We start from the raw sequence: 22,013 nt of genomic DNA on the forward strand, positions 1-22,013 counted from the left end.
TTTGCATTAAAACAATATTCATGTATACTAAACACTGTAAAGAAAAAATATTGACAAATATTATTGCGAAAGCTATAATTACCTTTGTTGCCTTGAGGTGATACCATTTGAAATGGTCTATTAATCAACTGAACCAACTGCAAAACAAGGGACTTCAAATTGATGAAACCGTCCAATTGACAGACATGAAAGGCGCGCTTTCCGAAATACGTGAAATTTCACCTGTTTCAGTAAAAGGCAGAGCAGATCTGGGCTCTTCTAAAGCAACTTTTCATTTGACGCTGACTGGCACGATGATTCTCCCTTGTGCAAGAACGCTAGTGGATGTTCCATTTCCGTTCGAAATTCATACAACTGAAACGTTTTTATTAAAACCGAATGCAGACTTCGAGATGGAGGAAGATGTCCATCACGTTCAAGAAGATATCGTTGACTTAATACCTGTTATTAAAGAAAACATACTTTTGGAAGTACCGATGCAGGTTTTTAGCGATTCTGTTGAAGGAAATGATCAGGCTGCCCCGCAAGAGGGAAAAGATTGGAAAGTTATCTCTGAAGAAGATAACAAAAACAAGATTGACCCGAGACTTGCCGGCTTATCGAAATTCTTCGATGATCAAGACAGCTAATGCTATTGTTTAGCACTTATATATAGGCTGTTTTAAACACAAAGTTTTAATGAAACTCTGTAAGGAGGTGGGAATAATGGCTGTACCTTTTAGAAGAACTTCTAAAACAAGAAAAAGACTACGTCGTACACACTTCAAATTGCAAGTGCCTGGTATGGTAGCATGCCCAAACTGTGGTGAAGTTAAATTAGCTCACCGTGTATGTAAAGAATGTGGAACATACAAAGGAAAAGAAGTTGTTAGCAAATAATAACTTCATTAAAAACGCAAGGATCTCTGATCCTTGCGTTTTTTTTATGAAATATAAATATGTTCTAGTGCTTGGCCGGTCCTTTCTATAAAATAAAAGATATTCATCTTGTTCTATTAGGGGGATAAAAGTGGGGAAAGTATTAGCAAGCGAGAGAAACGGGATATTAGAGATCAAAATTAACCGGCCAGAACGAAGAAATGCAATTGATTATGATGTGATGAACGAATTAGAAATGATTTTGGACGAGGCAGAAGGCAATGAAAGACTGCTTGCGGCAACCATTACCGGAAGCGGCAGCAAGGCGTTTTGTTCAGGCGGTGATCTTTCTGTTTTCGGGAATATCACGACTGCTGAAGAAGCCCAGCATATGCTCTCTAAAATGGGGGATCTATTATACAGAATCATGACTCTTCCTGTACCGACATTTGCTATGATTAATGGAACGGCTGTAGGAGGAGGGATGGAAATAGCAGCTTCTGCTGATTTCAGACTAGTGAATGAAGAAGCGTCGCTTGGGTTTATTCAGGGAAATCAAGCGATTACAACTGGGTGGGGCGGAAGCACAATGTTATTTGAAAAAATGCAGCCTGATGCAGCCCTGTACATGCTCACGAGCGGACTAAGAATAAATGCAGAAAAGGCAAAAGAGCTTGGATTTGCTTCGAACATTTTTCATTCTGAAACATTTGAAGCAGATGCTTTGGATTTTATAAGAAAGTCTCTTATTCCTTATCCTGATGTGATACGAGGGTATAAAAGAGTTCAGATTAATAAATGGGTCCGCACCGGCCTGAAAGAACGAATGCAGGAAGAAATCGCAAAGTGTGCAGAGCTATGGCCACGTGAAGACCATCTTCGTGCAGTAAGGCATTTCTTCCAAAAATAGACAGTAAAAAACAGCTTGTAACCCTGGGATTTCTGTCACGTTCGATAGTCTATCTATTCTAGCAGGCGCATATGTATGTAAAAAATGCGTATTAGGGGGAATAGAAAATGACTACTACACGTCAGGATGCTTGGACTCAGGATGAGGATTTGATGCTCGCTGAAATTGTTCTCAGGCAGATTAGGGAAGGCGGAACACAGCTTGCAGCATTCGAAGAAGTAGGGAAAAAGTTATCAAGAACGGCAGCTGCATGCGGTTTTCGCTGGAATTCCTATGTAAGAAAGCAATTCAAATCAGGAATTGAAATGGCAAAAGCACAGCGCAAAAAAATCCGCAAACAAGAGACTGAAGAATCAGCTGAACCTTCTATGCCCTCTTTTGAAAGCGAATCACAGTCTGAAGCAGGCGTACCGCTGACTTTTCATGAAGTGATTTCATTTTTGAAAAACTATGAAAACTCTGGAAGTGCTGCAGACTTAAAAAGTGAAAATGAAAACCTCACTAAAAAAATAACCCATCTGGAGCAGCAAATCGAAAAGCTCCAAGCTGAAAAAGAAACCATCCACAGCAATCTGAAGATTGTAGAGGAAGATTATATGATGCTGATTGAAATGATGGAGCGCGCAAGAAATATGGTTGTTCTAAGAGACGATGAGCGCAGCCGCAAGGTGAATTTTCAAGTAGACCGCAATGGGAATCTGGAAAGAGCTGAAAAATAAAAGAATGACCGCAGATGCGGTCATTCTTTTATTTTATTGAAAGGATATTCTTACGCAGATTCGCCTCTTTGTTCTGAAACGCCTTCAGGATACCAGACAAGAGGATTTTCTCCCTTATCCCGCTCCATGTCATAAGTGACGGACTCAAATCCCATTCTGGACCAGAATTCATCTGACTTTATTCTTGAGTTGGTTTTGATTGGAACGCCGTAAGACTTCGCGTATTCAACAAGTGCCGTGCCATAGCCTTTTCGTTTATAATCAGGAAGCACTTCAAGCTTCCATAATTCCAGGTAATCCTGTTTTGGGTCAAAATATTCGTCGAACTTTTTATCGACCCGGTACAGACTCATACGGGCAACTAGTTTTTCGCCGAAGTAAATGCCGTAGAATGGCGAATTACTATCATTTTCTATGATGTTATCCTGAAGATCATCAAGCATGGACAGCTCCTGCAGTCCATATTCTTTAAATTTTTTGAATTCCTCTAATGTCTTATAATTAATAAGCAATTTTTCTACCTTAAACATTGTTTCTCCCCCTTGCAGCCTCTGATCGTTGTATATCATACAGGTTTAAGATAAGAATACAAAATCTTAATAAAATTTTAAAACTTACATTTATTATACCACGAAGAAAAGATTAGAAAAGAGTTTAGTGAGCGTTTTCAATTTATAGCAGGAAATTTAAAGTTTATGAAGAAATGTACTCTGTGGGGATATTCTTTTACACCTTGGGAGGGGAGAAATTGAAGAAGATTTTAATTGCAAACCGGGGAGAAATTGCGCTTCGGATTATCAAAACATGCCAAAAAATGGGGATTGAAACAGTCGTCATTTTTTCTGATGCCGATGCTGAACTGCCTTTTGTTAAAGAAGCAGACTATGCCTTTAGAATAGGTGAAGCTCCTGTGTCGAAGTCCTATTTATTAAAGGATGAAATTTTAAATATTGCTGTCCGGGAACAAGTGGATGGGATCCATCCAGGATATGGATTCTTATCTGAAAATACGGAGTTTGCTCAGGCAGCAGAAGAAAAGGGAATCAAGTTTATTGGTCCGAGTTCTGAAACAATGGCTCTAATGGGAGACAAAGTAGCAGCAAGAAAAACGATGAAGGAAGCTCTTGTACCTGTTGTGCCCGGAAGTGTCACCGGCATTTCAACGATCGAGGAAGCCTGTTCGTTTGCAGCAGAAATCGGCTACCCGGTTATGCTAAAAGCAAGCGGAGGCGGAGGCGGGATCGGCATGCACCGGTGTGACAATGAAGCGGCCCTTATGAAATGTTTTGCCTCAACAAAAACAAGAGCAAAAGCATACTTCGGAAACGATGAAGTTTTTATAGAAAAATTTATTGCAGATGCAAGGCACATTGAAATTCAATTATTTGGAGATCATCATGGAAATGTTGTTCACATGTTCGAGCGTGACTGCTCTGTTCAGCGCAGAAACCAAAAAGTGGTTGAAGAATCTCCTTCTCCGCATTTATCCGGGGAGACAAGGGCTAAGATGTGTGAAGCAGCTGTTGCGGCAGCAAAGCATGTAGGATACATAAACGCAGGAACGATTGAGTTTATTGTTGATGATAAAGAGAACTTTTATTTTCTTGAAATGAATACTAGACTGCAAGTAGAACACAGAGTAACAGAAGGTGTGACCGGGCTTGATCTTGTTGAACTTCAAATTCGGACTGCATCAGGAGCTGAGCTTCCTTTTACACAAGAGGAAATTACGAAAAACGGACATTCTATTCAATTTAGACTTTATGCCGAGGATCCTGTGAAGTTCATTCCGTCACCTGGATTAATTAAAGCGTTTACATTTAATGAAACAGATGGGGTCATTGTGGATTGTGCGTACACAGAAGGGAATACGGTTACACCTTTTTATGACCCGCTCGTGGCAAAAATCATTGTAAACGGCGAAAGCCGTGAAGAAACCATTGAAAAAGCACGGACCTTTTTAAATGAAATGAAAATAGAAGGAATTAAAACAAACCTTCCTTTATTCATTCATATTTTGTCGAATGAACAATTTAACCAGGGAAGATACAGCACATCTTTTCTGCAAACAGCGGTTTTCGCTTAATTTAGAGCTTGTAAAATAAAGAATTTGTTTCACCACATCAAGAATGGAGGATTTATAACATGATCGAAATAAAAGCAAGTATGGCAGGAACAGTATTAAATGTATTAGTGGCAGCAGGGGACGAAGTAACGGCTGGACAAGATGTGATCATGCTTGAATCAATGAAAATGGAAATACCTTTAGACAGCCCTGAAAACGGCGTTGTGGAGGAAGTAAAAACTGAAGCCGGCGATTTCGTTAATGAGGGCGATGTATTAATCATTTTAAAAGCTTAATAAAGGAGGTATTTCCAATGTTGAAAACGGATGAACTGGTCAAAATCCTGAAGGAAAAGACAGCTGAAATTGAAGCTGGCGGACAGCCTAAATATCACGAAAAGCTTCAGCAACAGGGTAAATTGTTTGTAAGAGAAAGACTTAACCGTCTATTTGATAATGGACAATATACAGAGGATGGGAAGTTTGCCAATAACCAGGCAGGCGACCTTCCATCTGACGGCGTCGTTACAGCGATCGGGAAAATAAATAACCAAACCGTTTGCGTAATGGCAAATGATTCTACTATAAAAGCAGGCTCATGGGGAGCAAGAACGGTTGAAAAAATCATCCGCATCCAGGAAACTGCTGAAAAATTGAAAGTTCCATTGCTTTATCTGGTGGACTCAGCCGGAGCGAGAATAACGGACCAGATTGATATGTTTCCAAATCGCCGCGGTGCAGGGAAAATCTTTTATAACCAGGTCAAATTATCAGGCATGATTCCTCAAATCTGTCTTCTGTTTGGTCCTTCAGCAGCAGGCGGAGCATATATCCCGGCATTTTGCGACATTGTCATTATGGTTGAAGGGAATGCCTCCATGTATTTAGGATCACCACGCATGGCAGAGAAAGTCATTGGCGAAAAAGTTTCTCTTGAAGAAATGGGCGGAGCGAGAATGCACTGCTCTGTAAGCGGCTGCGGCGATGTCCTTGTAAAGACAGAAGATGAAGCCATATTAGAGGCGAGAAGATACTTAACTTATTTTCCGCAAAATTATCAGCATGCCTCCATGCCTGCAGAACCAGTTGCTCCGAAGCAGGGCAGAAGGCTGTCTGAAATTGTTCCGGAAAATCAGAATGCGCCATTTGATATGTATGAGTGCATCGACTCTCTCATAGATGCGGGAAGCTTCTTTGAAATCAAACGTTTATTCGCCCCTGAAATTATCACAGGCTTTGCCCGGATGAACGGGAAGGCAGTTGCGGTCATTGCAAATCAGCCGCGAGTGAAAGGCGGCGTTTTATTCGTAGATTCAGCAGATAAAGCAGCGAAGTTTATGCAGCTTGCGGATGCGTTTCATATCCCATTATTATTCCTTGCGGATGTGCCGGGCTTCATGATTGGCACTAAGGTAGAAAGAGCGGGAATTATCCGTCACGGCGCTAAGATGATCGCTGCCATGAGCTCTGCTACGGTTCCAAAAATCTCCGTTATCGTGAGAAAAGCATATGGCGCAGGACTATATGCCATGGCAGGACCGGCTTTTGAAACGGATTGCGTCATTGCTCTTCCTACAGCTCAAATAGCTGTTATGGGTCCCGAAGCTGCAGTTAATGCTATTTATTCAAATAAAATTAATGAAATCGAAGATCCGAAGGAGAGAATGAAATTCGTCCTTCAAAAACAGCAGGAGTATAAAGAAAACATTGATATTTATAAGCTTGCATCTGAAATGATTGTAGATGACATTGTTTCTGCAGATGAGCTTAGAGAAGAACTGATTTCCCGCTTCTCTTTATATGAAACAAAACAGCTTTCATTCAGCGAACGGAAGCATCCGGTTTATCCGGTTTAAAGCCAGCTTTCTTAGCTGGCTTTTCTTATTGAGAAAATGAAAACCCAAGGCTAGTCAAAAAGTTCCAAAAAGCTTTCAGCGAGGTACTAAAAAGTCTTCAGAGGTGCTAAAACATATTTGGTTCGCCAACCAATATCTTAGCAATCCCAGCTGGATCGTACCTGTAACTCGGATATGGCGAAATCCACGTCCCAAATATCGGAAAATGGTGCCCTAGAATCGGAAAAAGTGAAATCCACGTCCCCGATATCGCAGAATGGTGCCCTAGAAATCGGAAAAAGCGAAATTCATGACCCCAATATCGGAAAATGGTGCCCTAGAATCGGAAAAAGCGAAATCCATGACCCCAATATCGTAGAATGGTGCCTTAGAAATCGGAAAAAGCGAAATCCACGTCCCCTATATCGGAAAATGGTGCCTTAGAAATCGGAAAAAGCGAAATCCATGACCCCAATATCGCAAATGGTGCCTTAGAAATCGGAAAAAGCGAAATTCATGACCCCAATATCGCAGAATGGTGCCTTAGAATCGGAAAAAGTGAAATCCACGTCCCCAATATCGGAAAATGGTGCCTAGAAATCGGAAAAAGTGAAATCCACGTCCCCAATATCGGAAAATGGTGCCCTAGAATCGGAAAAAGCGAAATCCACGACCCCAATTTCGCAGAATGGCGCCTTAAAAATCCGAATAAGTGAAATCCATGACCCAAATTTCGCAGAATGGCGCCTTAGAAATCGGAAAAAGTGAAATCCATGTAGCCATTCAATCCGAATGTAAGCATATATCACTGGCGGCTTTTTTATTCCAGCTTTATTAAATATGGGAAATCCTTCATATATTTGATATGATAAAAGAATTAAGGGAAAACGGTGGGATTAGCTGATGGAGATAGGAATTATCGGTTCAGGAGCGGTAGGGTTACTAAGTGCCGCATATTTAAGCAAGAACCATGATGTAACGCTTTATACAAGGCGAAAAGAGCAGGCAGAGCTTATCAATGCTGCAGGAATAAGTTTAGTCAAGGGAAATCAAGAGACCATATCTTTAAATCTTAGAGCTGAAGAAAAACCGGCTTATAAAGAACCGCTTTTAATTGTAACAGTCAAACAATATCAGCTGGATGACATTTTGAATGCCTTGAAAAAAAGTCCGCCTAAAACGGTTCTTTTTCTGCAAAATGGCATGTCTCATATCCCTTTGCTTCAAACCCTGACAGCACATCGGGTATTTGTGGGCACTGTGGAGCATGGTGCATTAAAACTGAGTGACAACACCGTTAAGCATACAGGTTTCGGATGCATTAAGGTCAGCCCATTGTTTCCAGTTGAAAGGTTAAAAGAGCTGTCTATCCTGCAGCTGCAAATGGATCATTTTCCATTTGAATATATAGGAGACTGGAAGTATATGATGTCGCGGAAACTGCTTGTGAATGCTTGTATTAATCCGCTGACTGCTTTATTGCGGGTTCCTAATGGCGAGCTTGCCTCAAATCCCATGTTTAACAAAATGACAGAGAGTGTATTTCATGAAGCAATGAAAGTATTGTCTCTTGAGAAAGGACAAGAAGAATGGGAGCATGTGATGGCCATATGCAGGAATACGGCTCAAAATCGATCATCTATGCTAAAAGACATAGAAGAAGGCAGAATGACGGAAATTGATGGAATCATTGGCTTCTTAATCAATCAGGCAAAAACAAAGAAACTTGAAGTTCCTGTACTTCATTTCTTATATCAAGCCATTAGAGGATTGGAGGGATGATTGTGATCGATTCTATTGTCAGCATTTTTGCATTTGCTGTTTCACTTCCGCTGTTCAGTTTTTTTCTTCTTTTTCTTCTTTTTCTTCTTTTGACAGCCAGAAAAAAAAGAGCCTTGCTGCTTGCTGCAGACATTGCTGTGGTTTTATTTATATTCTCAATTTATTTCAAACTGCTGACATTATCGCAAACTGCATTTTACGGCGGATTATTTTTCGTCTGCCTCCTCATCGTGTTTACAGGTCTACTTTTCCTGATCCGATCGCAATCGTCCATTTCATTTTCAATTGCATTTAAAAAATGCTGGAGGTTCTCTTTTTTGCTTTTGCTGCCGATCTCTACGTTTCTTACTATATATGGAATCATTTCCGGAATCCTTGAATATCTGTAAGATTGCAGGCAAACTTTTTTTATTTTCGAAGCAATAAATGCTATACTCTTCTCGGAAGCTTACATAACCCGGAAAGGAAGTACACAAATGGAGATTACTGACCTCTCCCTTCGCCACACGAACCGCCTTGTGGAAGATATGGTTCATGCAAGGCTAAATACGGTGGATTACTTTGATTATCAGATTACAAATGATGATGTCTATGAGAAGAGAATGAACGATTTAAAAAATAGAACATTCGCTCGGGAAGAATTATCTGATTACCTTTTATCCTATCATCAGAAACACTTCCCTGAAAATCACGCAGTGACCGATAACATTAAACGGCTGAAACAGCCTGACAGTCTTGTTGTAGTGGGCGGACAGCAGGCAGGTTTATTGACAGGTCCTCTCTATACAATACATAAGATTATTTCCATTCTCGTGCTTTCAAAGCAGCAGGAAGATAAGCTGTCGGTTCCTGTTATCCCGATTTTCTGGGTTGCAGGCGAGGACCATGATTTTGCGGAAATCAATCATTTGAATGTATCGCAAAATCAAGTCATAAAAAAGAAAGCCATCAAACACACACAATCCGAAAAAATCCCTGTTTATTATAAAGAACTGGATCAGACGGAATGCTGGAATTGGATTTGCTCTATTTTTGAAACGTATGGTGAAACAGATTATACAAACACGCTGATGGAAAGTCTCAAACAAACATTAAGTACATCAAAAACCTATACTCAATTTTTTGAAAAGCTTACATTTGAAATGTTTTCTGGGTACGGACTTGTCATCATGAACTCCTCTGACCCTGACTTAAGGAAGATGGAATCGGTATTTTTCCAGCAGTTTATCAGAAAAAATGAAGAATTTTCAGAGGCGCTTGCTGCACAGCAGGAGTTTATGAGATCAGTTGGCTATCAGCCGATCATTGAAACAGAAGTGACAAGTGCAAATCTGTTTTATCATCATGAAAATAACGAACGTTCTTTGCTTCATCGTTCAAAAGATAAAACATATTCAGTAGAAGAAAAAGTATCTTTTACTGAAGAAGAGCTGAGGCACCTTGCCGAACAATATCCTGAAAAGCTGAGCAACAATGTTGTCACAAGACCGTTAATGCAGGAGTGTATCCTGCCGACCCTGGCGTTTATTGCCGGTCCTGGGGAGCTAACGTATTGGGCGGAATTAAAAAGAGTCTTTCAGGTTTTAGGTTTTGAAATGCCGCCTGTCGTACCGAGACTGAATATTACATTATTGGAAAGATCCATTGAAACAGATATGCAGGATGTGGAGATCGGGATTGAAGATGTCTTTACACGAGGTGTGGAAAATGCACGGAAAGAGTGGGTCTCAAAAAAAGAACCTTCTCAAATGCCGCCTAAAATTGAGGAGACAAAAAAGCAGTTCGAACAGATTCACCGTGAACTGCGGGAGTCAGCTCTCTCAATTGACGCAAGCTTAGAGCCCTTTTTAATGAAAAATGCGTATTTTATTCAAGCTCAGCTGGATTTATTGGAATCTCACATCGACAAGAAGATTCAACAAAAACATCGGGTGGAAATGGATAAATTCACAAGAATCGGGAAATCTCTCAAACCAAATGGCGGTTTTCAGGAGAGAACCTGGAATATTTACTACTATCTGAATAAATATGGTCCAAATTTTTTAGACGAAATCGTGCAGCTTCGCTATTCTTTTAACAATCATCATAAAATTGTCAAAATTTAAATAACGATTTTCTGAAATCCTGTGGAATACAGGGTTTTTTTTTATGAAAAGAACGTGTAGAATAGGAGGTGGGGAGAAGTGGGGGGAAGTGGTGACTGAGAGGAAGAAAGTGGGGAGACGGACATGTTCATGGGTGAATATCATCATACGATTGATGCAAAAGGCCGCATGATCGTTCCTGCCAAGTTCCGGGAAGAGCTCGGAGAAACTTTCGTCATCACAAGAGGACTTGATCAATGTTTGTTCGGTTATCCAATGAGCGAGTGGAAATTGATCGAAGATAAGCTAAAAGCTCTCCCATTAACAAAAAAAGATGCACGTGCATTCACTCGGTTTTTCTTTTCAGGGGCTGTTGAATGCGAGCTCGACAAGCAAGGCCGCATTAATTTAGCTGCACCGCTTTTGCAATATGCAAAGCTTGAAAAAGAATGTGTTGTTATCGGAGTATCAAATCGGATCGAGTTATGGGATAAAGCAATTTGGGATACATATGTGAATGAACAAGAAGATTCATTTGCCGAAATTGCTGAAAATATGATTGGTTTTGATATATAATGGTCTCTTGTGCAAACAATGAGTAATAAGACATTCCAACATCATATTTAAACATCCAAAACAATCGACTCTGATAAAGGTGGTAACAGCAATGTTTCAACATAAAACAGTATTATTGCGTGAAACGGTAGACGGATTAAACATTAAAGAAGATGGTGTATATGTAGACTGCACTTTAGGGGGAGCAGGGCACAGTTCTTATCTGCTGTCTAAGCTTTCAAAGGATGGTCACCTCTTCGCTTTTGACCAGGATGATGCAGCCCTCTCGCATGCAAAAGAACTGCTGGCAGAATATGCGGGACAGGTTACATTTATAAAAAGCAATTTCAGGTATTTAAAAGAAGAACTTGAACAGTTAGGCGTTACTGAGGTTGACGGCATTCTGTTTGACCTTGGCGTATCATCGCCGCAATTAGATACACCTGAGAGAGGCTTCAGCTATCATCACGATGCACCTCTTGATATGAGAATGGACCAGCATGCCAGCATTTCCGCCTTTGATGTGGTGAATCACTGGACATATGAAGAACTGGTCAAAATTTTCTTCCGTTATGGAGAAGAAAAATTCTCAAAGCAGGTAGCGAGAAAAATAGAAGCAGCCAGAGAAAAACAGCCGATCCAAACGACAGGAGAGCTCGTTGAACTAATTAAAGATGCGATCCCAGCTCCAGCAAGAAGAAAAGGCGGTCACCCTGCCAAACGGATTTTTCAGGCGATCCGAATTGCGGTAAATGATGAACTGAAAGTATTTGAAGAAGCGATTGGACAAGCTGTCGACCTAATTAAACCCGGCGGCAGAGTCAGCGTCATAACGTTCCATTCATTAGAAGACAGAATCTGCAAGACGGCCTTTAAACAAGCTGCTGCATTACCGGAACTGCCTCCTAACTTGCCGGTTATACCGGATGAATTTAAACCGAAAGTGAAACTGATCACAAGAAAACCGATCGTGCCATCAGATGAAGAGCTAGAAGAAAACAATCGAGCAAGATCAGCTAAACTTAGAATCCTAGAAAAACTATAAAGATAGCCAAAAAAATCAGAGGGGGTTGTGTTCATGAGTAATTTAGCAGTGAAATTACAGCAGCAGAGGCAAGAGCAGCATAAACAAATGCCCGAGCAGCAGCAAACGGTCGTCACTACAAGAAGACCAGCCATAACACTAGGGGAAAAAGTGCTTATCGTCGCTTTCTTATCAGTCCTCTTATTTGCAGCCGTCCAAATCGTAACGAACAGTGTAACAGTCTACGAGTCAAATATTGAAATTCAGAAGATTGAGGCCAAAATACAGGATCAGCAAAGAATCAATTCTGATTTAACTGTCCAAGTTAAAGAATTAAGCACATACGAACGCATTTGGGCAAAAGCTAAAGAGCTTGGATTAACACTTAATCAAAATAATGTGAAAGTTGTTAATGAATAATCATGACACAGCCGAAAAATATCAATATGAACAGAGGAGCAGCAATATTAACTTTAATATTTGCATTGCTCTTTTTTGTCTTAATCATCAGATTCCTGTATCTACAGACAACAGGTGAAGTAAACGGAGAAATTCTTGCAGCCCGTGCTCAAGAGCAGTATGAGCGTAAGCGCGGCATTGAGGCGAACCGGGGCTCCATTTTGGACAGAAAAGGAGAAGTGATTGCTCAGGATACGTCAACGTATACTCTCGTCGCGGTGCTTGATGACAGCATGACGACAAACCCCAAACAACCAAAGCATGTCGTTGAACCGGAAGAAACAGCTGAAAAACTAGCTCCACTGCTTGATATGGAAGAGAGTGAAGTCACTGACATATTATCGAAGGATGCTTTTCAGGTAGAGTTTGGTTCTGCCGGAAGAAACATCAGCCATTCATTAAAAGTGAAGATTGAGAAAATGAATCTTCCTGGTATCGGATTTATCAAAGACACCCACCGCTACTACCCGAATGGCACATTCGCCTCACATATAATCGGGTATGCCGAAAAAGACGAAGAATCAAATAAAACGGTAGGGATGTTTGGAATTGAGAAGAGTCTTGATAAATATCTTCAGGAAAAAGATGGCTACAAAGTATATGAGGGAGATAAACAAGGGTTTAAGCTCCCGAATGGAGAAGAAAAAATAGTAGCACCTGATAACGGAGATAATGTATATCTGACGCTTGACCAAAAGATTCAAACATTCCTTGAAGATGCAATGAATGAAGCGGCAAAAGAATATGAACCTGAGAAGATTATCGGAATTGTGGCTGATCCTAAGACAGGGGAGATTCTTGCAATGGGACAGCGCCCAAGCTTTGATCCGAATGTCCGCGATATTGACAATTATTTCAATGATGCCATATCTTATCCATTTGAGCCAGGCTCGACGATGAAAATTTTCACGCTGGCAGCCGCAATTGAAGAAGGCGTATTTGACCGCAATGAATTGTATCAGTCAGGTTCATATAAAGTGGAAGGCGGAAGAATTCGCGATCATAATAAAACAGGCTGGGGAACGATTTCCTTCTTAGAAGGTGTGCAGCGTTCATCAAATGTAGCGATGGCCATCCTTGCGAAGGAAAAGCTTGGCCCAGATCGATTCATGCAGTATATGAACAAGTTCGGATTAAATGAAAAGACCGGAATTGATCTGCCAAACGAAGCGAATGGAAAGTTTAATTATAAGTATGATATTGAAAAAGTAACGACTGCATTTGGCCAAGGTTCAACTGTGACGCCGATTCAGCAGGTGAAGGCAGCAACTGCAATCGCAAACGGCGGGAAAATGATGAAGCCTTATATCATTGATAAAATTGTTGACGTTGATCATGACAAAGTGGTGAAGCAAAATAAGCCTGAAGTTGCAGGCACACCTATTTCTGAAAAAACGTCAAAAGAAGTGCTGGACATTTTGGAAACAGTTGTCAGTTCAGAAAAAGGCACCGGCAGACCATACCAGATTGAAGGGTATGAAGTTGCCGGAAAGACAGGAACGGCACAAATAGCAGGAAGTGATGGGAAATATTTAACCGGCCGGGATAACTACATTTTTTCATTCCTAGGAATGGCGCCAAAAGAAGATCCAGAACTGCTTGTTTATATAGCTGTCCAGCAGCCTGAGCTGAAAGACACAGAAACAGGCTCCATGCCTGTATCATCCATTTTTAATACCGTAATGAAAAACAGCCTGCAGTATTTGAAAATCCAGCCTTCTGAGGAAGCTGAAGAACAGCCTAAGAAAACGGAAACTGAAATTGGTGCAGAAGTGCCGTCCTTTGTAGGTGAAGATTCAGCATCAGCAGAAAAACTCCTGAAATCGAACAATGTTCAGCCGCTTATTCTTGGATCGGGAAATGAAATTGTTGCTCAATATCCGGAAGCAGGCACAAACATGATTGTCAATGAACGTGTGTTTTTACAGACAGATGGCAAAGTCGCGATGCCAGACCTAACTGGCTGGTCATCCCGGGATGTCATGAAGCTAGCTAATTTCCTTGACCTTGAGCTTAAGATAAAGGGAAAAGGATATGTTGTTTCTCAAAATATATCGAAAAATGAGACTGTAAATGAGGACGATCAGTTAATTGTAAAGCTTGAAAGTCCCAAACAGCCAAGCAACGGAGAAAATGAAGAGGCTGAAGAGGCAGCAGCAGAAGATGAAGCTGGGTAGACTATCAGGCTTGGTCAACATCGTTGATCAAGCTTCTTTTTTTGGCAAGTATAAAAAATTTCACAGTTTTGACCAGCTGCTCCTTATCCATGAATGTTCTAGATAATGCTGTACAAGCATATATTTGAACGAGCCTGGATAAGGAGGAGTATAATTCTATGCGCGTTTCAAATGTGACTGTCAGAAAGCGTCTGGCAATGGTGCTGCTGTTTGGATTTTTGACTTTTCTTATTATCGATATCCGTCTTGGATATGTTCAATTTTTTATAGGGGATAAATTGACTGCTCTTGCTAAGGATTCATGGAGCAGAAACATTCCTTTTGAGCCTGAACGGGGCGAGATTCTTGACCGCAACGGCGTCAAGCTTGCAACGAATATGAGTGCCCCGTCGGTTCTTGTTGTGCCGAGGCAGGTGGAAAACCCGGCAGATACGGCTGAAAAGCTTGCTTCTGTTTTAAATATGTCCAAAGAACGCGCTTATGAACTTATTACAAAAAAGCAGTCAATACAGCGCATCAATCCTGAAGGAAGAAAGATCTCTCATGAAAAAGCAAAAGAGCTCCGCGCCCTTGGTCTAAAAGGAGTATACATAGCGGAAGATTCTAAGCGGCATTATCCGTTTGGAAGCTATCTTTCACATGTACTTGGTTTTGCGGGAATCGATAATCAGGGCTTGCTGGGGCTGGAATCCTATTATGATGAACAGTTGAAAGGCACAAAAGGATATGTGAAATTCTACTCAGATGCAAAAGGGAAAAGAATGCCAGAGGAAGCAGATGAATATACAGCTCCAATAGACGGTTTAAATCTTAAATTAACCATTGATTCAAAAGTTCAAACCATTGTAGAGCGGGAGCTGGATAACGCTCAGGCAGCCTACAACCCGGACGGAATGATTGCCATTGCCATGAATCCCAAAAACGGAGAAATTCTTGCCATGTCAAGCAGGCCTGATTTTGATCCTGCAGATTTCAGAAATGTTGATCCGCTGATCTACAATCGGAATCTTCCTGTATGGAGCTCTTATGAACCAGGATCAACCTTTAAGATTATTACATTAGCTGCAGCCCTCGAAGAGAACAAAGTAGATCTGCAGAAAGAACACTTTCATGACGGCGGATCTGTGAAGGTTGGAGGAGCAAGGCTTAAATGCTGGAAAAGAGGCGGCCACGGCAGTCAGTCTTTTCTTGAAGTTGTTCAAAACTCCTGTAACCCGGGCTTTGTAGAATTAGGACAAAGACTCGGCACAAATACTTTATTTAAATATATTCAGAACTTTGGTTTCGGCCAAAAAACAGGGATCGATCTGCAGGGAGAAGGAAGGGGAATTCTCTTTAATGTTAAAAATGTCGGACCTGTTGAGCAGGCGACAACAGCATTTGGTCAAGGTGTTTCTGTAACACCCATTCAGCAGGTTGCAGCTGTTTCAGCTGCGGTTAACGGCGGAACGCTCTTTACACCATTTATTGCAAAGGAATGGATTGACCCCATCACTGGTGACATTGTCAGTCAGACAGCTCCTGAAGCTAAGCGCCGTGTGATTTCAGAAGAAACATCAAAACAGATAAGATATGCCTTAGAAAGTGTAGTGGCACAAGGAACAGGGAGAAATGCATTTGTAGACGGATACCGTGTGGGCGGGAAAACAGGAACTGCCCAAAAAGTAAAAGACGGAGTTTACTTAAAGAATAACTATATTGTGTCGTTTATAGGCTTTGCTCCAGCTGATGATCCAGAAATTGTTGTTTATGCAGCAGTTGATAATCCAAAAGGCACGGTTCAGTTCGGGGGAACGGTAGTTGCGCCAATTGTAGGAAACATCATGGAAGACAGTTTAAGAGAGCTTGGTGTGAAACCGAGAAAAGATCAAATCGAAAAAGAATATAAATGGCTAGACACAAAACTTGTAAATGTCCCGAATGTTGTAGGGCTGACTACAAAGGAACTGAGAGAGCAGATGGTAAACCTGAAGCTTGATATTGCCGGTTCCGGCGACTTAGTTATCCAGCAGTCTCCAGCAGAAGGAGTGAAAGTGAAAGAAGGTTCAACTCTCCGTCTGTATTTAGGAAAAAGCGACAAAAAAACAGATGACGAGTAACTGACTCTTTTTTATATCCAAAAAAGCCGGCATTCACAACACGTGTTTGCCTCACTTTTATTTATGGCGGAAAAGAGAAGCTCATGCTCTCGCACCCTCTGTAATTTTGAATATGGGATAGGAATAGAACTGCTGCCTTATCAATGACATTTTTAAAAGCTGATATGGCTCTTTTAGCGAAGATGAGATAAAATAAGAACTGTGCGTTTTTTAATAAATGGATGATTTTGTATAAAAAATAAAGAAAGAAACTATTGTTGGTTTTTGAGAGGATTTGGTAATGATGAAATTACAGACACTGCTATCGCAGCTGCAAAATATGAAATTAAACGTGAACGAAAATCCAGAAATTCTCTCGATTGAAATGGACTCAAGAGAAGTGAAGGAAGGAAGTTTATTTATTTGTATCAGCGGGTACACAGTAGATGGCCACGACTATGCTGAACAGGCTGTCAGCAGGGGGGCTTCTGCTGTATTATCTGAAAAGCCACTGTCACTTCCAGTACCTGTTATTATTGTTAATAACACAAAAAAAGCTATGGCGCTCCTTGCAGACACATTTTACGGGCAGCCTACACATAAACTTCATTTAATTGGTGTTACAGGTACAAACGGTAAAACTTCAACAACACATTTAATTGAGAAGATTCTTCAAAATTCCAGCCAAACGACTGGATTAATTGGAACGATGTACATAAAAATCGGAGATGAACAATTAAGCGTTAAAAACACTACACCAGAGAGTCTGACTCTTCAAAAAACCTTTGGAACGATGGTTGATAAAGGAGTCAGTCATGCAATTATGGAGGTTTCCTCCCATGCCTTGCATATGGGGCGAGTTCATGGGTGTGACTATGACGTAGCTGTCTTTACAAATTTGTCACAGGATCATCTGGATTACCACCAGACAATGGATTCATATCGGGCCGCTAAAGGCCTTCTATTTTCACAGCTTGGCAATAAATTCGATCAAAAGAAGCCAAAAACAGCTGTCTTGAACGGTGATGATCCTGCTTCTGCCGAGTTTATGAATATGACGGCTGCACATATATTGACGTATGGGATTGATACAGAGTGTGATGTGATGGCGAAAAATATTGCGATGTCTCCAAGCGGAACATCATTTGATCTTCTCACCCCCCATGGCAGTGAGAAGGTAAATATGAAGCTGATCGGAAAATTCAGCATCTACAATGCGCTTGCTGCAGCTGCTGCAAGCCTGGCTTCTAATGTGCCTCTATCTGTAATAGTTGCGACTCTTGGGGACATTGAAGGTGTCCGCGGCCGCTTTGAAGTTGTCGACGGAGGACAGGATTTTTCCGTAATCGTTGATTATGCCCATACTCCGGACAGTCTGGAAAATGTCCTTTCAACGGTCAAGCAATTTGTTCTTGGAAAGACATTTGTCGTTGTCGGCTGCGGCGGGGACCGTGACCGGACAAAACGGAAAATCATGGCGCAGATTGCAGTGAAGTATGCGGATGAACCGATCTTTACATCCGACAATCCGAGAAGTGAAGATCCGATCGCTATATTGAATGAAATGGAAGATGGGGTTAGAGGCGAATATTATCATTCCATTGAAAATAGAGAGAAGGCCATCTATTTTGCCGTTTCTCATGCATCGCCAGGCGACGTCATCTTAATCGCAGGAAAAGGCCATGAAACCTATCAGCAGATCGGTACACAGATTTTCGATTTTGATGATCGCGAGGTAGCTTTGAAAGCTATTAAAGAACGGATTAGAATATGATCCGCTATAAAAGATGTATTTAAGAAATTCACGAGTTTTTATTATATGATGAATCCGTAATCAGAAGCGGTCATCATGCAGCTATTCAGGGAGGATCTAAACATGCTTGAACAAATTATTTTATTTACTATTATTATGGGTTTTTTAATCAGTGTTCTGATATCTCCCATCTTTATTCCATTTTTAAGAAGACTTAAATTCGGACAAAGCATTCGGGATGAAGGACCGAAATCCCATCAGAAAAAATCAGGCACCCCGACGATGGGCGGAATCATGATAATTCTGTCTGTGATTGTAACAACGCTTGTCATGAGCTATAAATTTGCAGAACCAAGTGTGGAAATGTATTTGCTTCTATTCGTTATGTTCGGTTACGGCCTGCTCGGTTTTCTGGATGATTTCATCAAGGTTGTGATGAAGCGCAACCTCGGTCTTACATCAAAACAGAAACTGATTGGACAGATTATTATTGCGGTCATTTTCTATATCGTTTTTAAACAATATGGGTTTTCTTCAGAAATCCGCATTCCAGGCACTGAATTTTCATTTGATTTAGGATGGGCTTATGTCATTCTGATCATTTTCATGCTTGTCGGCGGATCGAATGCTGTTAACTTGACAGATGGCCTTGACGGCTTGCTCTCAGGTACTTCAGCCGTTGCATTTGGAGCATTTGCTGTTCTTGCCTGGAATCAATCTCAATATGATGTGGCTATTTTTTCAGTGGCAGTTGTAGGAGCGGTTCTTGGGTTTCTTGTTTTCAATGCACATCCCGCAAAAGTATTCATGGGTGACACAGGATCACTTGCACTCGGGGGAGCTATTGTCACAGTTGCGATTTTAACAAAGCTTGAAATTCTTCTTGTTTTAATCGGAGGAGTTTTCGTTATCGAAACCTTATCCGTTATTATTCAGGTCATCTCTTTTAAAACGACCGGAAAACGGATATTTAAGATGAGCCCTCTTCATCACCACTATGAGTTAACTGGCTGGTCAGAATGGAGAGTTGTCGTGACTTTCTGGACTGTCGGTCTTGTTTTCGCCGTTTTGGGAATCTATATTGAGGTGTGGTTATAAGATGAAAAGTATTCAAGATTTTACTCATAAACATGTACTGGTATTGGGGCTTGCAAAAAGCGGTTTAGCTGCTGCAAAGCTCTTACATAAACTCGGAGCAAACGTTACAGTCAATGATATGAAGCCTCTTGAAGAAAATGAGTCCGCTAAGGAACTTCAGGCTGCCGGTCTTAAGGTCATTTGCGGCAGTCATCCGAAAGAGCTCCTTGATCATGCAGAATATATTGTAAAAAACCCAGGTATCCCTTATACCAATCCATTGCTTGCTGAAGCTTTGGAGCGGAATATCCCGATTGTGACAGAAGTGGAGCTTGCTTATTTAATCTCGGAAGCTGATATGATTGGGATAACGGGCTCAAATGGAAAAACAACTACGACAACTCTCATTCACGAAATGCTCCTTGCTGATCAGAAGAAGTCTTTGATCGCTGGGAACATTGGCACCGTAGCATGTGAAGTCGCCGAACATGCTTCTAAAGAGAATGTCATTGTGACTGAGCTGTCTTCTTTTCAGCTCATGGGAACAATCAAATTCAGACCTAAAATTGCGCTGCTGCTGAATCTATTTGATGCCCACCTTGATTATCATGGCACTAGAGAAGAATACGCTCTTGCAAAAGCGAAAATCTATGAAAATCAGCAGGCAGATGATTATTCTGTTGTGAACTATGATGACATGGGTGTGCGCCGGGCAGCAGAAAAATCCAAAGGTCAAATTGTTTATTTTTCAGTTTCAGAGAAGCTTGAAAAAGGCGCTTATATAAGCAACGGTTCTCTCTGGTATAACGATGAGCAGATTATTAAAATAAAAGATGTTGTCTTGCCGGGCAAGCATAATCTTGAGAATATCCTTGCTGCGATCTGTGCTGTAAAACTATACGGGGCATCAACAGGCGCCATTCAAAAAGTTCTGACTGCATTTAAAGGGGTTAAACATCGGCTGCAGTTTATCAGCACGATTGATGGAGTAAAATATTACAACGATTCTAAAGCCACTAATATATTAGCAACATCCAAAGCGCTGCAGGCCTTTGATGCACCAACACTATTGCTTGCAGGAGGTTTGGATCGCGGAAACGAATTTGACGAGCTGATCCCATTCCTGGGCAATGTGAAGGCATTCATTACATTTGGACAAACTGCACCAAAGCTTGAGAGAATAGCAGGTGATGCTGGAATAGAAGTGATAAAACGTGTCGATAATGTTGAACAAGCGGCTATGGCGGCGTTTGACTTATCTCAAGATGGTGACATTGTTCTCTTATCCCCTGCGTGCGCTAGCTGGGATCAATATAAAACATTTGAGCAAAGAGGAGACATGTTTGAGAACGCCGTGCATAAGCTAAAGTAAAGGGCTCGTACACGCATCGTCACAAAGCTTGAGCCCTAATTCCATAACATTGGGGTGTTCGGCGTTGACGGCAAAAAGATCTGCACCAGACTTCATTCTAGTCATCATTACCTTGCTGCTGCTGACGATTGGACTGATCATGGTATACAGTGCAAGCGCAGTTTGGGCAACTTATAAATTTGAAGATTCATTTTTCTTTGCAAAGAGGCAGCTGCTTTTTGCAGGTGTAGGTGTAATCGCCATGTTTTTTTTAATGAATGTTGATTATTGGACATGGAGAACCTGGGCGAAAATGCTGATAATAATTTGCTTTGTTCTGCTTCTGGCCGTTTTAGTTCCCGGCATAGGGATGGAGCGAAATGGTTCCCGCAGCTGGATAGGAGTCGGTGCATTTTCCATTCAGCCCTCCGAATTCATGAAGCTTGCCATGATTGCGTTTTTGGCTAAATTTCTGTCAGAAAATCAAAAGAAAATAACATCATTTAAAAAAGGTCTTTTTCCATCGCTTGGCTTTGTTTTTACCGCGTTTGCGTTAATTATGCTTCAGCCTGATCTTGGAACAGGAACCGTTATGGTCGGGACTTGTATTGTGATGATTTTTGTTGCAGGGGCGAGAATCAGCCATTTTGGTTTCCTTGGTTTGCTGGGAGCTGCAGGATTTGCAGGGCTCGTTTTATCAGCACCGTATCGGATTAAACGTATCACATCGTTTTTAAATCCTTGGGAAGATCCGCTCGGAAGCGGATTTCAGATCATTCAATCTCTCTATGCAATTGGACCTGGTGGACTATTTGGTCTTGGACTGGGGCAGAGCAGACAAAAATTCTTTTACTTGCCTGAGCCGCAAACAGACTTTATCTTTGCTATCCTGGCAGAAGAACTTGGCTTCATCGGCGGTTCGCTGATCATTTTGCTGTTTGGTCTGTTATTATGGCGGGGTGTAAGAATAGCCCTCGGTGCCCCGGATTTATACGGTTCATTTCTGGCCATCGGCATTATCACAATGGTTGCGATTCAAGTCATGATCAATATTGGAGTAGTAACGGGACTGATGCCGGTTACGGGTATTACGCTGCCATTTCTCAGCTACGGCGGATCTTCATTGACGCTGATGCTGATGGCGGTTGGTGTTCTATTGAATATTAGCAGATATGCAAGGTACTGAACCTGCATTTCATAGATGAAATAGACCCTGTTGAAAAACAGGGTTTATCATTTTTTAATGCTGAATTTGAATATTTTTGAAAATGTTTCTATTAAATGGGG

General features: G+C 41.2%; 20 protein-coding genes. 19 read left to right on the forward strand and 1 reads right to left on the reverse strand.

Annotation, left to right across the window (positions count from 1 at the left end; genetic code table 11):
• Positions 1-107: 107 nt before the first annotated feature.
• The 4 genes from LIT25_09985 (at position 108) to LIT25_10000 (ending at position 2,487) form a co-directional block, all read left to right on the forward strand.
• On the forward strand, positions 108-629 hold the full coding sequence (locus tag LIT25_09985; protein USK35582.1) for a DUF177 domain-containing protein: 522 nt from the start codon (positions 108-110) through the stop codon (positions 627-629).
• 76 nt (positions 630-705) lie between these two features.
• A complete protein-coding gene (gene rpmF, locus LIT25_09990) occupies positions 706-879 on the forward strand; it encodes a 50S ribosomal protein L32 (protein ID USK35583.1) in 174 nt (57 codons plus the stop codon).
• A 130-nt stretch (positions 880-1,009) separates the two neighbouring features.
• Positions 1,010-1,768: an enoyl-CoA hydratase/isomerase family protein gene (locus LIT25_09995; GenBank protein USK35584.1), complete on the forward strand. Its 759-nt coding sequence runs from the start codon at positions 1,010-1,012 to the stop codon at positions 1,766-1,768.
• A 107-nt stretch (positions 1,769-1,875) separates the two neighbouring features.
• Positions 1,876-2,487, forward strand: a complete 612-nt coding sequence (locus LIT25_10000; GenBank protein USK35585.1) for an RsfA family transcriptional regulator — start codon at positions 1,876-1,878, stop codon at positions 2,485-2,487.
• Positions 2,488-2,537: 50 nt separating this feature from the next.
• Here the strand turns inward: LIT25_10000 and LIT25_10005 are convergent, their stop codons facing one another.
• A complete protein-coding gene (locus tag LIT25_10005; GenBank protein ID USK35586.1) occupies positions 2,538-3,017 on the reverse strand; it encodes an N-acetyltransferase in 480 nt (159 codons plus the stop codon).
• Positions 3,018-3,235: 218 nt separating this feature from the next.
• Here LIT25_10005 and LIT25_10010 point away from each other — a divergent pair, with 218 nt between their 5' ends.
• The 15 genes from LIT25_10010 to spoVE all read left to right on the forward strand — a co-directional run bounded on the left by LIT25_10010 (position 3,236) and on the right by spoVE (position 21,912).
• Positions 3,236-4,573, forward strand: a complete 1,338-nt coding sequence (locus tag LIT25_10010; protein ID USK35587.1) for an acetyl-CoA carboxylase biotin carboxylase subunit — start codon at positions 3,236-3,238, stop codon at positions 4,571-4,573.
• Positions 4,574-4,632: 59 nt separating this feature from the next.
• Positions 4,633-4,848, forward strand: coding sequence for an acetyl-CoA carboxylase biotin carboxyl carrier protein subunit (locus tag LIT25_10015; GenBank protein ID USK35588.1), 216 nt, complete (start codon positions 4,633-4,635; stop codon positions 4,846-4,848).
• A gap of 17 nt (positions 4,849-4,865) precedes the next feature.
• Complete coding sequence (locus LIT25_10020; protein ID USK35589.1) at positions 4,866-6,407, forward strand: acyl-CoA carboxylase subunit beta; 1,542 nt, start codon at positions 4,866-4,868, stop codon at positions 6,405-6,407.
• A gap of 882 nt (positions 6,408-7,289) precedes the next feature.
• Positions 7,290-8,168, forward strand: coding sequence for a 2-dehydropantoate 2-reductase (locus LIT25_10025; protein ID USK35590.1), 879 nt, complete (start codon positions 7,290-7,292; stop codon positions 8,166-8,168).
• Positions 8,169-8,170: 2 nt separating this feature from the next.
• On the forward strand, positions 8,171-8,557 hold the full coding sequence (locus tag LIT25_10030; protein ID USK35591.1) for a DUF3397 domain-containing protein: 387 nt from the start codon (positions 8,171-8,173) through the stop codon (positions 8,555-8,557).
• 87 nt (positions 8,558-8,644) lie between these two features.
• A complete protein-coding gene (bshC, locus tag LIT25_10035) occupies positions 8,645-10,273 on the forward strand; it encodes a bacillithiol biosynthesis cysteine-adding enzyme BshC (GenBank protein ID USK35592.1) in 1,629 nt (542 codons plus the stop codon).
• A gap of 123 nt (positions 10,274-10,396) precedes the next feature.
• Complete coding sequence (gene mraZ, locus LIT25_10040) at positions 10,397-10,828, forward strand: division/cell wall cluster transcriptional repressor MraZ (GenBank protein USK35593.1); 432 nt, start codon at positions 10,397-10,399, stop codon at positions 10,826-10,828.
• A 91-nt stretch (positions 10,829-10,919) separates the two neighbouring features.
• The gene (gene rsmH, locus LIT25_10045; GenBank protein ID USK35594.1) at positions 10,920-11,852 is read left to right on the forward strand and encodes a 16S rRNA (cytosine(1402)-N(4))-methyltransferase RsmH; all 933 of its coding nucleotides are present in this window, start codon (positions 10,920-10,922) and stop codon (positions 11,850-11,852) included.
• 33 nt (positions 11,853-11,885) lie between these two features.
• Positions 11,886-12,251: a cell division protein FtsL gene (gene ftsL / locus LIT25_10050; protein USK35595.1), complete on the forward strand. Its 366-nt coding sequence runs from the start codon at positions 11,886-11,888 to the stop codon at positions 12,249-12,251.
• 2 nt (positions 12,252-12,253) lie between these two features.
• A complete protein-coding gene (locus LIT25_10055) occupies positions 12,254-14,467 on the forward strand; it encodes a penicillin-binding protein (GenBank protein USK35596.1) in 2,214 nt (737 codons plus the stop codon).
• A 158-nt stretch (positions 14,468-14,625) separates the two neighbouring features.
• Positions 14,626-16,566: a stage V sporulation protein D gene (locus tag LIT25_10060; protein USK35597.1), complete on the forward strand. Its 1,941-nt coding sequence runs from the start codon at positions 14,626-14,628 to the stop codon at positions 16,564-16,566.
• Positions 16,567-16,849: 283 nt separating this feature from the next.
• Positions 16,850-18,319 (forward strand): UDP-N-acetylmuramoyl-L-alanyl-D-glutamate--2,6-diaminopimelate ligase, encoded by a 1,470-nt coding sequence (locus tag LIT25_10065; protein USK36230.1) that lies wholly within the window; start codon positions 16,850-16,852, stop codon positions 18,317-18,319.
• Between the two features lie 102 nt (positions 18,320-18,421).
• The gene (gene mraY / locus LIT25_10070) at positions 18,422-19,396 is read left to right on the forward strand and encodes a phospho-N-acetylmuramoyl-pentapeptide-transferase (GenBank protein USK35598.1); all 975 of its coding nucleotides are present in this window, start codon (positions 18,422-18,424) and stop codon (positions 19,394-19,396) included.
• Between the two features lies 1 nt (position 19,397).
• On the forward strand, positions 19,398-20,747 hold the full coding sequence (gene murD, locus LIT25_10075) for a UDP-N-acetylmuramoyl-L-alanine--D-glutamate ligase (protein ID USK35599.1): 1,350 nt from the start codon (positions 19,398-19,400) through the stop codon (positions 20,745-20,747).
• A 64-nt stretch (positions 20,748-20,811) separates the two neighbouring features.
• Entirely contained in the window at positions 20,812-21,912 is a 1,101-nt protein-coding gene (gene spoVE, locus LIT25_10080) for a stage V sporulation protein E (protein ID USK35600.1), read from the forward strand.
• Positions 21,913-22,013 lie beyond the last annotated feature (101 nt).

Origin of the sequence: Bacillus sp. F19 (assembly GCA_023823795.1) — a bacterium.
In the GTDB taxonomy this organism is placed as follows: domain Bacteria; phylum Bacillota; class Bacilli; order Bacillales; family Bacillaceae; genus Bacillus_P.